This is a genomic window from Bacteroidia bacterium, assembly GCA_037045145.1.
Classification (GTDB): domain Bacteria; phylum Bacteroidota; class Bacteroidia; order AKYH767-A; family OLB10; genus OLB10.
This window is the reverse complement of the sequence record JBAOIA010000012.1, coordinates 526,433-541,936: the sequence shown is the minus strand read 5'-3', so window position 1 is coordinate 541,936 and position 15,504 is coordinate 526,433. Positions and strand designations below refer to the sequence as shown.

15 protein-coding genes are annotated in these 15,504 nt (G+C 36.1%); 8 read left to right on the top strand and 7 right to left on the bottom strand.

The window, feature by feature from the left end:
• Positions 1–42 precede the first annotated feature (42 nt).
• From rpsK to bshC, 5 genes are all read left to right on the top strand, one after another.
• A complete protein-coding gene (rpsK, locus tag V9G42_11710; GenBank protein ID MEI2760086.1) occupies positions 43–447 on the top strand; it encodes a 30S ribosomal protein S11 in 405 nt (134 codons plus the stop codon).
• Between the two features lie 47 nt (positions 448–494).
• Positions 495–1,100 carry a 30S ribosomal protein S4 gene (gene rpsD, locus V9G42_11705; GenBank protein ID MEI2760085.1) on the top strand — a complete coding sequence of 202 codons (606 nt, stop codon included), beginning with the start codon at positions 495–497 and terminating at the stop codon, positions 1,098–1,100.
• Between the two features lie 64 nt (positions 1,101–1,164).
• A complete protein-coding gene (locus V9G42_11700; GenBank protein ID MEI2760084.1) occupies positions 1,165–2,157 on the top strand; it encodes a DNA-directed RNA polymerase subunit alpha in 993 nt (330 codons plus the stop codon).
• A gap of 25 nt (positions 2,158–2,182) precedes the next feature.
• Positions 2,183–2,665 carry a 50S ribosomal protein L17 gene (rplQ, locus tag V9G42_11695; protein MEI2760083.1) on the top strand — a complete coding sequence of 161 codons (483 nt, stop codon included), beginning with the start codon at positions 2,183–2,185 and terminating at the stop codon, positions 2,663–2,665.
• A 60-nt stretch (positions 2,666–2,725) separates the two neighbouring features.
• A complete protein-coding gene (gene bshC / locus V9G42_11690) occupies positions 2,726–4,372 on the top strand; it encodes a bacillithiol biosynthesis cysteine-adding enzyme BshC (GenBank protein MEI2760082.1) in 1,647 nt (548 codons plus the stop codon).
• 84 nt (positions 4,373–4,456) lie between these two features.
• Here bshC and V9G42_11685 read toward each other — a convergent pair whose 3' ends face one another.
• The 4 genes from V9G42_11685 to V9G42_11670 form a co-directional block, all read right to left on the bottom strand.
• Positions 4,457–5,632, bottom strand: a complete 1,176-nt coding sequence (locus V9G42_11685) for an acetyl-CoA C-acyltransferase (GenBank protein ID MEI2760081.1) — start codon at positions 5,630–5,632, stop codon at positions 4,457–4,459.
• A 59-nt stretch (positions 5,633–5,691) separates the two neighbouring features.
• Positions 5,692–6,330, bottom strand: coding sequence for a toxin-antitoxin system YwqK family antitoxin (locus tag V9G42_11680; protein MEI2760080.1), 639 nt, complete (start codon positions 6,328–6,330; stop codon positions 5,692–5,694).
• 205 nt (positions 6,331–6,535) lie between these two features.
• On the bottom strand, positions 6,536–8,941 hold the full coding sequence (locus V9G42_11675; GenBank protein ID MEI2760079.1) for a 3-hydroxyacyl-CoA dehydrogenase/enoyl-CoA hydratase family protein: 2,406 nt from the start codon (positions 8,939–8,941) through the stop codon (positions 6,536–6,538).
• A 107-nt stretch (positions 8,942–9,048) separates the two neighbouring features.
• The gene (locus V9G42_11670; protein MEI2760078.1) at positions 9,049–9,552 is read right to left on the bottom strand and encodes a histidine phosphatase family protein; all 504 of its coding nucleotides are present in this window, start codon (positions 9,550–9,552) and stop codon (positions 9,049–9,051) included.
• Positions 9,553–9,732: 180 nt separating this feature from the next.
• Here V9G42_11670 and V9G42_11665 point away from each other — a divergent pair, with 180 nt between their 5' ends.
• A complete protein-coding gene (locus V9G42_11665) occupies positions 9,733–10,227 on the top strand; it encodes a YkgJ family cysteine cluster protein (GenBank protein MEI2760077.1) in 495 nt (164 codons plus the stop codon).
• Positions 10,228–10,238: 11 nt separating this feature from the next.
• Here V9G42_11665 and V9G42_11660 read toward each other — a convergent pair whose 3' ends face one another.
• Together V9G42_11660 and V9G42_11655 are read right to left on the bottom strand one after the other, a co-directional pair.
• Positions 10,239–10,589: a hypothetical protein gene (locus tag V9G42_11660; protein MEI2760076.1), complete on the bottom strand. Its 351-nt coding sequence runs from the start codon at positions 10,587–10,589 to the stop codon at positions 10,239–10,241.
• 66 nt (positions 10,590–10,655) lie between these two features.
• Entirely contained in the window at positions 10,656–12,437 is a 1,782-nt protein-coding gene (locus tag V9G42_11655; GenBank protein MEI2760075.1) for an ATP-binding protein, read from the bottom strand.
• 108 nt (positions 12,438–12,545) lie between these two features.
• Here V9G42_11655 and V9G42_11650 point away from each other — a divergent pair, with 108 nt between their 5' ends.
• Both V9G42_11650 and V9G42_11645 read left to right on the top strand, forming a co-directional pair.
• Positions 12,546–12,971, top strand: coding sequence for a response regulator (locus V9G42_11650; GenBank protein MEI2760074.1), 426 nt, complete (start codon positions 12,546–12,548; stop codon positions 12,969–12,971).
• A gap of 149 nt (positions 12,972–13,120) precedes the next feature.
• Positions 13,121–14,182: an acyltransferase gene (locus tag V9G42_11645; protein MEI2760073.1), complete on the top strand. Its 1,062-nt coding sequence runs from the start codon at positions 13,121–13,123 to the stop codon at positions 14,180–14,182.
• On the opposite strand, the gene V9G42_11640 is transcribed toward V9G42_11645, so the two are convergent.
• Positions 14,179–15,453, bottom strand: a complete 1,275-nt coding sequence (locus V9G42_11640; protein ID MEI2760072.1) for an aminotransferase class I/II-fold pyridoxal phosphate-dependent enzyme — start codon at positions 15,451–15,453, stop codon at positions 14,179–14,181. The two genes, V9G42_11645 and V9G42_11640, sit on opposite strands and share 4 nt — an antisense overlap.
• Positions 15,454–15,504 lie beyond the last annotated feature (51 nt).

The following is a 15,504-nucleotide window of genomic DNA, read 5'->3' as shown; positions in this document are numbered from 1 at the left end:
AAATATTCCCTCTTCAAAGGGAATAACAATAAATAAACAATAATGGCAAAACAACAACAAGGAGCAGCTGCAAAAACAGCAAAGAAAAAGGTGGTTAAGGTTGAGGCGACCGGAGAGGCGCATATCAATGCTACCTTCAATAACATTATTATCAGCCTGACAAACCTTCAAGGTCAGGTTATTTCCTGGGCAAGTGCAGGTAAAATGGGCTTCAAAGGATCTAAGAAAAACACGCCATATGCAGCACAGCTGGCAGCAGCTGATTGCGCAAAAACAGCGTATGACTTAGGACTTAGAAAGGTAAAGGTATTCGTTAAAGGACCCGGAGCAGGTCGTGAATCTGCAATCCGTACACTCAATGCTTCTGGAGTTGAGGTAAGCGAAATTCTGGACATCACACCAATACCACACAATGGATGTCGTCCTCCTAAAAGAAGAAGGATATAATTTAATTATCACAAGTTAGTTTAAAAATAAAATATTAGAATAATACAATGGCACGTTACATTGGACCAAAAACAAAAATAGCACGTAAGTTTCGCGAGCCCATCTTCGGACCTGACAGATATTTCGAAAAAAGAAGTTATCCTCCGGGAATGCATGGTGCTGCTAAAAAGCGCGCTAAACAAAGTGAATATGCAATTCAGTTAGCTGAAAAGCAAAAGGTGAAATATACTTATGGAATGTTGGAGCGTCAGTTTGCGCGTTTCTACAGTATTGCACTTCGCAAAGAAGGCATTACAGGTGAAAACTTATTAAAACTCATTGAATCCAGACTGGATAATGTTGTTTTCCGTATGGGAATTGCACCAACACGTGCAGCAGCACGTCAGTTAGTGGGGCATTGCCATATTACCGTAAATGGTAAAGTGAACAATATTTCTTCATATATCTTACGTCCGGGTGATGTTGTTGGCGTTCGTGAGCGTTCAAAGTCTTTTGAGGCAATCACAGACTCGCTGGCATCTCGTTCCAATAAATATGGTTGGCTAGAGTGGGATACCACAGCTATGCAAGGTAAATTTGTGACTACACCGGCACGCGAAGAAATTCCTGAAAATATTAAGGAGCAACTTATCGTGGAATTGTATTCTAAATAATTCTTGTAAACCCTGAACAGTAAAACTCAGTAATTAATTAAACAAATAAAACACAAAATATAAAATGGCCATACTTGCATTTCAACGTCCCGACAAAGTGATTATGAATCATTCGACCGAAACTTTTGGTCAGTTTGAATTCAGACCTTTGGAGCCGGGCTATGGTATTACTGTTGGTAATTCTCTTCGTAGAATATTGCTTTCTTCGCTTGAAGGACATGCAATCACCAATATTAAAATCAGTGGAGTTGATCATGAATTTTCAACAATAAAAGGAGTTGTCGAAGATGTAACTGAAATTATCCTTAACCTTAAACAGGTTCGTTTTAAAAAGCAAATTGAAGGTACAGACTCTGAAAAAGTTCAGGTTGTTGTAAACGGTAAGACAGAATTTACTGCCGGAGATATTGCAAAACATACCTCTGCGTTTCAGGTGTTGAACCCTGAGTTGGTTATTTGCCAGATGGATCCTTCTGTAAAACTGGTTATTGACATGACCATTGACAAAGGACGTGGTTACGTTCCTGCAGAAGAAAACAAATCAAACAGCCATCCTTTAGGAACTATTGCAATTGATTCTATTTACACTCCTATTAAGAATGTAAAATATGCAGTAGAGAACTATCGTGTGGAACAGAAGACCGATTACGAAAAATTGGTTCTTGAAATTACAACTGATGGAAGTATTCATCCAAAAGAAGCCTTGCGTGAAGCTGCAGAAATTCTGATTCATCATTTCATGCTTTTTAGTGATGAGAAAATTACATTAGATACAAAGTCTAAAACGCCCGTTGAAGAGTTTGATGAGAACACGCTTCACATGCGTCAGTTGTTGAAATCAAAGTTGGTGGATATGGATCTTTCAGTAAGAGCATTAAACTGCCTGAAAGCAGCAGATGTTGAGACTTTGGGCGATTTGGTTTCTTTTTCAAAAACTGACTTGTTAAAGTTCCGTAATTTTGGAAAGAAATCGCTTACTGAGTTAGAAGAGTTAGTTCGCAGTAAAAATCTCACCTTCGGTATGAACATACAGAAGTATATGCTTGATAAAGAATAATTGAATAGTTTAAAGATTACGTAAAATGCGTCACGGAAAAAAGATAAATCATTTAGGCAGAACACATAGCCACAGAGAAGCATTGCTCTCTAATCTGGCATCATCATTAATTCTGCATAAGAGAATAAACACAACAGTTGCCAAAGCAAAGGCACTTAGAAAATATGTTGAACCATTAATTACAAAGTCGAAGTCTGACAGCACACATTCTCGCAGAACAGTTTTTAGCTATTTGCAGAATAAAGAGGCTGTGAGTGAACTTTTCAGAGAGGTTGCCCCTAAGGTTAACGAGCGTCCGGGTGGTTATACCCGTATTCTGAAAACCGGCTTCAGATCCGGTGATGCTGCAGAAACGTGCATGATGGAGTTAGTTGATTTCAATGAGTTGATGCCAACATCTAAAGAAAAAGGCACAGCTAAGAAAGCTAAAACTACGCGTAGAGGCCGTAAGCCAAAAGCTAAGGCTGATGCTGCAGGTAGTGAGTCAACAGAAACAACTGAAGAATAAATTCAACAGAAAAATTAATTTAATGGGGATGCTGATATCGGCATCCCTTTTTTTATTTTTATGTTTACAGTGATTTTTCCTGAATGTACAATTATGTTTGCTCAAAACACTTCCATACCATTTGCTGAAGCCGGATATTCAACCTTAATTAGTGATTATTTAAGCAACAGTAGTTTTTTAAAAGATTTTATAGCGTTTAGTTATGATGAAGCAGGTTTTAGAGAAGCATTACAGAATCGGTTAAAGTGTAAGACCAACCGCAACATGCTTTGCGAAGTATTGGAAAATCAATATTCAGAAACTGTTTTTCAGGAAGATTGGAAAACTAGTAAATCATATACTGCAATTAAATCTTTGAAAAATGAGCATACATTTACAGTAACAACAGGACATCAGCTCAATATTTTCACAGGGCCTTTGTATTTTATTTATAAAATACTGACAGTAATTAAACAGGCGGAATTTCTGACAAAAGAAAATCCCGGCTTTAATTTTGTGCCTGTTTACTGGATGGCCAGCGAAGACCATGATCTGGCAGAAGTGAATCATATCTCTGTTGAAGAATCAAAAATCGAATGGCAGACAAAACAACAAGGAGCTGTTGGAGGAATGACAACTGAAGGCATGTCTGCTGTTGTTGAAGCATTGAAAAATCAATTGCATAAGAATACTTATTTTCAGGAACTGGCAATCATTCTTGATACTGCATATTTAAAAAATGCGACACAGGCCAATGCTATCAGAAGCCTTGTTCATTCTTTGTTTTCAAAGTATGGATTGGTGATTGTTGATGCAGATGATAAAAGATTCAAGCAACAGGCAATTAAAGTGTTTGAAGATGATATGTTCAACAACACATCATTCAATAGTTTTAAAAAGCTTACAAATTTTGAAAAGAAGTATGGCTTGCAAATTCATGCCAGAGAAATTAATTTGTTTTATTTAGCCACAGAAAAACGTAGTAGGATTATTAAGAAAGACGAGCGATTTGAAGTTGTTGATTCCGGTTTGTCTTTCAGCGGTGATGATTTGAAAGAGCATTTGAATGAATATCCTGAACGATTTAGCCCAAATGTTGTGCTGCGTCCATTGTATCAAGAAATAATTTTACCAAATATTTCCTATACAGGTGGTCCGGCAGAAGTGCATTATTGGCTACAGTTAAAACCCATCTTCGATAAGTTGAATATTTTTTATCCCATGCTTGTACTTCGCAATGGTATGCTGGTTGTAAATTCAGACCAAGCTAAAGTTTTGAAGGAATCGAAACTACTATGGAAAGATTTATTTCATCCGACAGAACGAGTTGTCAATATAGCTTTGAAAAACAAGTATGGTCAAGAGTTAATTATTAGTAAGGAAAGAGAGGCTATTCATCAACACTATGAAGAATTGATACAACGTTTTAAGTCAATAGATGTAACACTTGAAAAGCATATAGGAGCAGAGTGGAGGAGGACAGAGAAAAGATTGATGGCATCGGAAAAAAAACTTTTACGTGCATTTAAGAAAAAGCAAGTTGACGAAACACGTAAAATCAGAAATGCAGTGGAACAATTATTTCCTGAGGGCAAATTGCAGGAAAGAAGAGAGAATGTTTTCCCATATTTGAGTCTTTATGGATTGCCATTTATTGAAGATTTGTACAGTGTTTGTAATCCACTTCCAAAGGATTTTAAAATTGTGGTAACTAAGAAGGAAGTTTAATGGCTTCAGTTGAGGTTATACGGATTAATTTATGGATAAGTATGGATAAACTGTATTTATAAAGTTTGTGAGGTCGTGAAAGTATTACAGCACTTCGTAAATACCGGCTGCGCCTTGTCCAGTTCCAACACACATGGTGACCATGCCGTATTTCATTTTTCTTCTTTTCATTTCATCCAGTAGTTGAACACTTAGTTTGGCACCTGAGCATCCTAATGGGTGTCCTAATGCAATAGCACCACCATTTACATTTGTTATATCAGGATTTAGACCTAATGTGCGAATAACAGCTAATGATTGTGATGCAAAAGCTTCGTTGAGTTCTATAAGTTCAATATCATTTTGCTTGAGTCCGGCTCGTTTCAGAACAGATGGAATGGCATAAACAGGTCCAATGCCCATAATACGTGGTTCTATGGCACTAACAGCATAAGAAACAAATCGTGCTAAAGGTTTTACGTCAAGGGTTTTGAGCATTTTCTCAGACACTACAAGAACAAATGATGCACCATCACTTGTTTGAGAAGAGTTACCTGCTGTTACAGTTCCTTTGGCATCAAAGACAGGCTTTAAGGAGTTTAACTTTTCTATTGTAGTATCCTGTCGTGGTCCTTCATCAGTATCAACAGTGCTTTTATGCGTCAGACGTTTTTCATTGGCATCAAGATAGGTTTCATTGATTTCAACAGGAACTATCTGATCTTTAAATAAATTGTTTTTTATGGCATGTATTGCTTTTTGATGCGATTGAAAAGCAAACAGATCCTGATCTTCTCGATTAATTTTAAAATCTTTTGCAACGGCTTCTGCAGTCAATCCCATGTTCCAATACCATTCAGGATGCTTTGCGGCAACCTCATAATTAGGCACAATACGCCAGCCACCGAATGGAATTGGCGACATACATTCTACACCACCGGCAATAATACAATCTGCAAGGCCGCTGTGAATTTTAGCAGCCGCAATTGCAATTGATTCTAATCCTGATGAACAATAGCGGTTGATGGTCATTCCGGGAACTTTAACGGTGTCCAGCCCCATTAGCGAAATCATTCTGCCGATATTAAGACCTTGCTCTGCTTCGGGGGTTGCATTGCCTGCAATCACATCATCAATCAGGTCAGTATCTAAATGAGGAACTGTTTTTATGAGATGTTTTATAACAGTTACAGCAAGATCGTCCGGTCTTGTATTTTTAAATTTACCCCTTGGTGCCTTGCCAACTGCAGTTCTGAATCCGGCTACGATGTATGCATCCATTTTTCTATTGTTATTAAATAAATTGGTGTTGGTTGCAGGTTGTTCTTGTAAAAAGAAATTTATTTCTTTTCCGGTGTTGCCGGTGGAGGTGTTTTTAATTTAGCACCGGGAGGCAAATTCTTTTTAGCATCTGCGGCTTTTTTAGCTGCTGCGGCCTTTTTAGCCTTTTCTTCAGCTTCCTTGGCAGCTGCTAGTGCTTTTGCATCTTCTCCCATCTTATATTCAGTCTGTCGGATGAGTTTTCCTTTCCTGTCATAGAATTTCCAAAGACCATTTTTTAAATTTAATTTATACGTACCTGAATTTCTGACTTCCCCATCACTGAAATACGTGGTCCATTGACCACTTTTTTTGCCATTCAGGTAGTTGCCTTCAATCTTCGGCTGACCGTTATAATAATACCGCGTAAAAACACCATCCTTAATACCATTAGCGTATTCAATCTCCTCCAATATCTTTCCATAAGGATAATATTTTTTTGCTACTCCGTTTCTCACATCATCTAAATATTCAATTTCCTGATTTAACTCACCAGCTTCATTGTAATATTTCCAAACTCCTTGCCGCTGACCTAACTCATCTGTTTTATTTCGATGTTTTTCTCTACCGGGTGCATAACGTGGTTTTTCTTCACGTTGAGCAAAAGCAAAAGCCGGTAACAGGAATAACAACAATACCAGTTGTTTTAATATTTTCATCTTTTATGATTGGTATGGTAATTCAAATGGCTAAAATAAAAGATTTTTAGGGAAAACATGAATTAAAACAAGAGTTTTTCTACATGTTTTTAAATTTCTAACACTACCATTTAATGTATTTTTTCAGAGTGAAAACAAAAGTAACTATCAGTCAGGTTGTTGAAAACCCTGAAATTTTTTTAAATGCAGATAAAATAGTCGCTAATTAATTTCTCAACGCTTTGCCTGTTGTTAATATTGCCTGAATGCGTTCAAGTGTTTTCTTTTCGCCCAATAAAGAAAGAAAAGCTTCTCTTTCCAGATCAAGAAGATATTTTTCAGAAACTAAAGAAGGTGAACTTAAATTACCACCACACATAATGTATCCCAGTTTTAGCGACAGCATCTGATCATAAGGGCTGATGTAGTTGCCTGCCAACATTGCGCTGGCTCCTGCCTGAATAACGCCAAGGCCTTGTCTTCCTAATACACGAATGTCATTTCTTGGCTGTGGACTCACATATCCGGCATTAGCTAATGATAGCACTGCATTTTTTGCATCAGACAATAGTCTTTTTCGGTTAAGGGTAATGTTGTCAAACCCTTTTCTAAGAATATGTAAATCGAATGCTTCGTATGCCGATGTTGAAACTTTAGCTGTTGCAATAGTCATAAAAAAATCGCGCAATGCATTCGTTTCAATATCTCCGGGTTTAATAGAATCTGAAAAACGAAGTGTCAGTTCTTTTGTGCCACCACCACCAGGTATCAGTCCAACGCCCAGTTCTACAAGTCCAATGTAAGTTTCTGCGGCAGCTTGCACTTTATCTGCATGTAAACTCATTTCACAGCCACCACCGAGTGTAAGTCCTGCTGGTGCAACAACAACAGGAACACTACTATAACGCAAACGCATATTGGTGTTTTGAAATGCTCGTACAGCATAATCAAGTTCATCGTATTCTTGTTCAACAGCAAGCATAAAAACCAAACCAAGATTGGCACCTGCAGAAAAATTAGCTGCTTCGTTTCCTATTACCAATCCTTTAAAATCTTTTTCTGCAAAATCAATAGCGGTATTTATTCCTTGTAATACTTCACTACCAATGGTATTCATTTTGGTTTTGAATTCCAGATTTAAAACACCATCACCAATATCATGTAATAGGCATCCTGAATTTTTCCAAACAATTTTTTCATTTGAAGTATTTTTAAGTATTACTAAACTTCCTTCACCCGGAATTTGATTTAATTTTTTAGCCTGTAAGTCAAAATAAGATTTTTTGCCGTTATCAATTTTATAGAAAGAGGTAATTCCGTTGCTAATCATTTCAGTTACCCAAGGGGCAATGCTGTAACCTTCTTTCTGCATTAATTCTACAACAGATTTTACTCCTAAAATATCCCATGTTTCAAATGGGCCTGTTTCCCAGCCGAAGCCTGCACACATGGCATCATCAATTTTGTAAATTTCATCTGCAATTTCAGGAATGCGATACGAGATGTATGAGAATAATGAAAAAAACATGTGACGATAAAATGCAGCAGCATCATCTGTTCCGGAAAGTAACATGGGCAGCCTTTGTTTCAGGTCGTCAACAGTTTTTGTGCTTTCAAGTGTTTTAAATTTTACTTTAATTGATGGCTTATACTCTAAAGTTTTTAGATCCAATTCAAGAATTTCTGTTTTACCCTCAGCAGATTTGGTCTTTTTGTAAAACCCTTGTTTGGTTTTATCTCCCAGCCATTTGTTCTCAATCATTTTATTGATAAATGGCGGAATTACAAAAAGATTTCTTTGCTCATCATCGGGCAAATTTTTATAAGCATCGTTAGCTACATGCACCAATGTGTCAAGTCCTACAACATCACTTGTCCTGAAAGTTGCAGATTTTGGTCTTCCAATTATAGGTCCTGTAAGTTTATCAATAGCTGAAACCGAAAGGCCTGTTTTTTCCATGGAATGAAATAGCGCCATGATACCGAATACACCAATTCTGTTGGCTATAAATGCAGGAGTGTCCTTACATAAAACAGTTGTTTTACCTAAATAGCGATCACCAAAATGAGCAATAAAATCAATAACATCCTTGTCTGTAAATTGTGTTGGAATAATTTCAAGTAAAGGAAGATAACGTGGTGGATTAAAGAAGTGAGTACCGCAGAAATGTTTTTTAAAATCATCAGAACGACCCTCTGTCATTAAATGAATAGGTATTCCTGAAGTGTTGGAGGTAATTAATGTTCCGGGTTTTCTGAATTTTTCAACTTGCTCAAATAAATTGAGCTTAATATTCAAATCTTCAATAATCACTTCAATAATCCAGTCGCAACTTGAAATGTCTTTTAGATTATCTGTAAAATTTCCTGTTGAAATTCTCTGTGTGAAATTTTTATGATAGAGTGGAGAGGGGTTGCTTTTGATGGCTGTCTGCAAATGAGCATCTGTAATTTTATTTCTAAACTTCAAGCTGTTTTCAACCAATCCGGCTTTTTTGTCTGCTTCTGTAAATTCTTTGGGAGCAATGTCAAGTAACATTACTTTAAAGCCTGCATTGGCAAAGTGACAAGCAATGCGAGACCCCATAATCCCTGAACCCAACACAGCAACTTTCTCAATTTTTCTTCTCATAACACTATCAATAAAAATGAATTCCAAACCTAAGTTAATTAACCAATAGGTTTTTAAAAAAAGGATAAAGTTATGAAAAACTAAAAAATTGTTTTACTCGTTGATAACTAATTGTAAATAGTTTCTTTCGGATGTCTGTAAGAGAGTAAGTTGCAACTTCCATTATCCAACTCGCTCCAATTATTGAATTTTGACTCAATCATTGCCAAACCGCTGGTTGCAAAATGCAAATTCTCCATTCCTGTAAGTAATTTCACCAGTCGTTCTATGCCGGGATTATGAGCAATCATAATTATTGAATTTACTCGCTCATCTAAATTTTTCAATATGGCAAGCATATCTTTAGAACCTGTCATATAAAGGTTCTTTTCAAGCTTAATGTTGTTGGGGTGATAGTCTAGGTGTTTGCAATAAATTAGTGCAGATGAATATGCCCGAACAGCAGTACTGGTCAAAATTAAATCAACGGAGTTGGTGTGAGCTTTTAAAATCAAACTCATCTTTTCAGTATCGTGGCATCCCTTTTCTGTAAGGGGCCTGTCACTGTCATTAATTTTAGAATACTCACGCGTTGCTTTGCTGTGGCGAATAAGAAAAATTGATTTTGACATTGTAAATAGTTTTAAGTTAGTAAAAAGGGGAAAGTGGTATTATTAAACTTGTTTATTCATGGAACAATTTTAGCAAAAATGATGCCTACTTGCAAGCAATATTTTTCTTTTTTATTAAGAAAGTTTATCCCATTTAAAAATGTTTCAATTTTGTTTCTTTGCTAAGGCATGATACAGGAAATGTTAAAATTTTTATCAATAGCGCAAAGCAAAAAACGTGAGAATAAACAGGTTTTAAAAGGTTTATCGAAGTCTAAATCGCCTCAGCTGGATAGCTTTTTCAGAGAAGAAAGTGATGATTTTTTCAGGGAGTTCAGCTGTCTGGATTGTGCCAATTGTTGTAAAACAACAAGCCCCATTTTCAGAGACGTTGATATAGACAGAATCGCAACACATTTGAAGCAGAAGCCGGGAGATTTTGTAGGAAAATACCTACATGTGGATTCTGATGGTCATTATGTTCTAAACCATTCACCATGTCCTTTTTTAGGAACAGATAACTATTGTTCAATTTATTCCGTTCGACCTCAAGCATGTAGGGAGTATCCACATACCGATCGCAAAAACATCAATCAGATTATGGATTTAACTTATCAGAACACCTTGGTGTGCCCGGCAGTGGCGTCTATTGTTGAAAAGTTAAAGGTGGATTTTGTTAAGAAAAATAAATTATAGAAGGATGCAGTTTATGGATTCAAGAGCAACTCATCCAAGTCCATAATCAATTCCAGTTCATGAAAATAGTCGGCAATTTGCCCAAGCATTTCTTTTTCTTTATCAGATAATTCAACTACTCTTGATTTTTTAGTTTCTTGCTTACCGCTGTTGTTTTTGAAAGCGAGTGCAGTAAGTTCCTCATCCGACAAAACATATTGAAGCAAACTCTTAAAGAAGTTTTTTCTTGAGGCCGGGTCAAGTTTTTCAACCATGTGCTGCAGGAGTTTGATACGCTCTGCTTTTCTTAAGTTGAGATACTGGTCAAAGTCGAAATTTTTTACTTTAGAAAGGGTAGATGATTTTTTTTGCTTCTGCTTCATCGCTATGAATTTTTATATTTCATACGATGAATAAGTATGCAAGTTGCAAAAAGAAAAACAAAAATCTTACAAAACTAAAGGTGAAATCTGCTGATTATCTTTTCCGGTAATTAATGCAGCATCAATCTTATTTTTTGGTACTGTGAAGAAGAAAGCAGAACCTTCTCCGGGAGTAGATTCAATGCGGATGTTGCCTCCTGCTTCTTCCACAATTTTTTTAACTATTGAAAGGCCAATACCGGTTGATTCAAACTCATCTCTGGCTTTTAATGTCTGAAATATTACAAACACTTTTTCATGATAGCGATTTTCAATTCCGGGGCCATTGTCTTTAACTTTAAATTCCCAAAACTTTCCTTCTTCGCGGCAACTGATTTCTATATCCTTTTGCTCTTTGTTATTGTGTTTAATACCATTGCTGATTAGATTCATGAATACTTGTTGATACTTAACTTTATCGCCATAGTAATCAGGCATTGTGCCTGAAATTTCTATTTTGCAATTACTATCTGCACCTGCTAAATCAATGGCATTATGTACAATTTCATTAAACGAAAACAACTCTTGTGTACCTTTATGTTTAGATGCTTTAGAATACTCCAGAATGGCATTAATAAGTTGTTCCATACGTTTTACTCTGCCTTTAATAATTTTGAAATTTTCTTTCGACTCCTCAGAAAGGCTGTCTGCACTGTCTGTAGTAATCCAATCTGTCAGGTTGCCGATGGCACGTAATGGCGCTTTCAAATCGTGCGAAACAATATATGCAAATTTGTCAAGCTCTTTATTCGTTTTTTCAAGGTCACTTAAATACTCGCTTAACTGAATTTCTGCTTTTTTACGTTCGTTAATATCACTCATGATAAAAATGAACTTGCGTGAATTCTTTTCACTGTCACTTATTGGTGTAATACTGTCATGCATCCACACTGTGGTTCCATCTTTTCTGTAACGCAAAAGTTCACTGTCACTAAATTTGAATTCGCGCATACTGTTTTGCACTTTCTCAAGATTTTCCTTTTCGGTATCAGGTCCGCTTAAGAATGTTTGAAGTGATTGATTTATTGAATCATAAAATTGATAACCTGTAATTCGTGTAAAACCATCATTAACCCATTCGATGACACCATTTTCATCAGTAATGACAACGGCATTATCAGTTTTGCTGGCTACCAGAGATAGCTTATTCAACTCTTTATTGATGATAGCTAGTTTGTTTCTGGAATCGGTGATGGTAGAAATAACAACATTTTTTTTGCTTTCCAAATTGTTAATCATGCTGCTGATCACAATCAGGCTGACAAGTCCTGTAATTAAATAATCCTGATTGATAAGTGATGCCGTTTGACCAATAAAACTATAATCAATCCAGTTAGTATATTCTGTTATCAAGAAGAAGTAAACCATATTGACAACAGACAGCACTGTAAACCAAATACCATATCTGCTACCAAGCAGCATAAACGATAAAAGGATAAAAGCGATCTGATAAAACATTCCGGAGTTGCGAATACCACCGGCAAAGTAGGTAATATAGTGTAGGGCAGCAAAGCAAGACAAAAGACTAATTACTACTGATAAGGTGAGTTTTTTATGAACATTAAGCAGCAAGTAATTTGAAATAAGTAAAGTTTCCAAGCCTAATAGGATAAATGAGAGGTTTTTTCCCGTTTTAAATACATAAATTGCCTGATAGCAGATGAGACCTATGCCTATGATGGCAACAAGGTTAAAGATTCTGAAGAGGTTGAAACGCTGCTTAGCTAAAATATCATCCTCCTGAATAGAACGATAAATGCTATTGAGCATTAATTTTCTGATTATCCATTTTGCAACGGGTGTATCCATACCTGTTTGTGTAGAAAATTGTGTTAAACTTAGTATGTTTATACGTTACTGACAAATTAAATGTTTTATTTTTGCAGAGAAATGTTTAGGCGATATATTTTGTGATTAATGAATAAACAATTAACAATACTCCTTATTGATGATGATAAGGTTGACAGCATGATAATCAAAAGGGCAATTGCTAAACTTGATTTTCCATATCAGGTTGATACTGCCCATAATGGTCTTGATGCATTGATGATGTTACGTGGCATGAGTGATATTAAAATAAAAAGGCCTGATATTATTTTGTTGGACATTAATATGCCTTTGATGAATGGGTTAGAGTTCTTGTCTGAACTACGTACAGACCCTGAACTAAAAGATATTCATGTATGCGTTTTAACTACATCTGAAGATGATTCTGATGTGAAGACTGCTTATGAGTTTAATGTTGCCGGTTATTTTATTAAACCACTGAATATCAGTGACTTTGATGATCGTTTTCTATATCTAAACGGTTATTGGCAGCGAAATTGCTTTCCGGTTCAATAATTTTAAAATCCCTTAGTAGAAGCATTTGTTTCAGTAGTAAAGTAAATTGGGTGAAAATCTCATCACCTTCGACCTGAAATATTATGCATTAGCCAAATTCTTATTGTGGAAAAGAGTAGTCGCTATATTTTGGCGGGCTAATCTTTTCAATGAACTCCCAAACCCGGTATATTCCACATCTTGATGGAATACGTTTTATTGCAGCCATAATGGTGGTGTTGAACCATTATTTAGCAGAATTAAATTTTGATTATAAGTTCTCTACAGGCTTTTACGGTGTTCAGATTTTCTTTGCTATTTCCGGGTTTCTGATAACAGGAATTTTACTAAGACTGAAAAATGCTGAAGAGCATATTTCAAGACGACTAATTATCAAAAACTTTTTTGCCAAACGTTTTCTCCGACTTTTTCCGCCCTATTATATTTTAATTTTCAGTTATATTTTTCTTGAGTGTTTTGGATTGTACATTGCACAGAAAGGTTGGATAATTTTTTATTTAGCCTATCTACCCAACTGGTTTTTTTATTTTCATGGATGGCAAGGAACCATAGATAATCATCTTTGGTCGTTAGGTGTTGAAGAACAATTTTACCTTTTATGGCCATTTATTTTATTAATGCTGCCTAGGGGCACAGAATTTAAATGGGTTATTTCTATGATTATTACAGGTTATCTTTTTAAATGTGTCATAAGACAGTATTTTATGTTAGGAGGAGACCCATTCTTATTGCCTATCTCGCAAATGGATACTCTTGGCATTGGAGCACTATTGGCATGTGGGCTTGAATATCGTTTGAAGTTTATTGAATCGTTCAAAAAAGCATTACCTTTTTTGCTTCCAATTGCTATTCTGTTAACCTTGGTGACGTCTTATGATAAGCCACGTAATGATCCATTTTTATGTTTAAGCCTGATATTGCTTTCAAGTTGTCTTGTACTAAACGCAGTGGTAGGATTTAAAGGAGTAATAAAAATATTTATGGAGAACAAATGGGTGGTTTATGGAGGTAAAATCAGTTATGGAATATATTTATACCATAAAGTAATACCAACATTGTTTATCAGCTCATTTGAAAGAATAGGTATTGGTTTACCAAACCGATGGCTGACTCTTGTAATTTCAATTGCTTTGACATTTTTAATTTCACATTTGTCGTGGAAATTAATTGAGTCGCCTATTTTGAAGCTAAAGAAAAATTTTGAGCATTAATGATTGGCAAATTCTTCTTTAATCTGCTCGAAACTAGTATTGTTTTCTTTGAAAACTACAGGTAAGTTTTCCGCAAGGGTTTCAAGTAGTTCATCAATATCTTCTATTTGAATATGATTACTTAAAGTAATTCGTAATCCGGTGTGCTTAATACTCACTGCAGGAAATACTGAAAGGTTAAAGAAAAAGCCAGCCTTTTTCATTCGTAATACTGTACTGTAACCAACATTAGGATTTCCAACGCCAATAAAAAATACAGGAGATTGTTCTTTTCTGATGACCAATAAACCGAGTTCTTCGGCTTTTTTATTAAAATAATCAATTTTTGCCATCAAACTTTGTTGCAATGGGATGATTTCATCGCTCATGTGAATCTTACACGAAGCAATAGTTGCAGCAAGAATTGCAGGCGGAAGCTGAATCGAAAAAATAAATCCTTTTCCGCAAGTTTTAACTAACTTAAAATACTCTTCATCAGGAAAAGTAAGTAATCCACCGGCAGTGCCGAAAGCCTTAGTCATTCCTGTTGATAAAAACAATTTACGGTGATAGTATGGAACAGCATTCATCACCATGCCTGTTCCGTGAGGTCCGGTCCAACTCATACCATGGATATCATCAAGATACAGGTGCAATTGTTCATACTTATCTGCAAGTGCATAAAGCTCCTTAACCGGGGCAAAATCGCCATGCATGGAATATACACCATCACCCAAATACCAAATTCGCTGATATCTGTTTTTAAGAACTTTTATTCTTTCTTCAAGAATATCCATTCTGTTATGGCGGACTATATCAATTTTAACATTGCGTAATTTAAGCATGGCTGTAGCAGACTGAATGCTGTCATGCGCCTGAACATCCATGATAATAGCATCGTTATCGCCAACTAGAAGGGGCAGGCCGGTAATATGTCCAAGAGTAAGCGATTGCATCACAAGGGCAGGTCGGCCAAACATTTTTGAGAATAGACTTTCAGCTTCCTCATAGTAGTGTGATGATACATAGGCACGCGATGATGAAAATTGTGCCCCATGGGAGTGAAGTGCTTCTACTGCTGCTTCAATAATTTTAGGATGTTTTTCAATGCCCAGATAACCACAACTGCCAAAAAACAATTTTTTTTGACCATCTAAAGTAATATAACGGCCATCCATTTGTTCATCTTGTGCTTTACAATGCACAATGCCGGCACCAATGGTGATTTTTGCAACTCCGGTAATAACATCTATTGCCTGCTGAAACTTACTTTTCTGCTCTTGATTTTCCATCCCTAACCCTAAAAATGATTCGCGTGCAAAAATAGCGTTTGTAATAGCAAA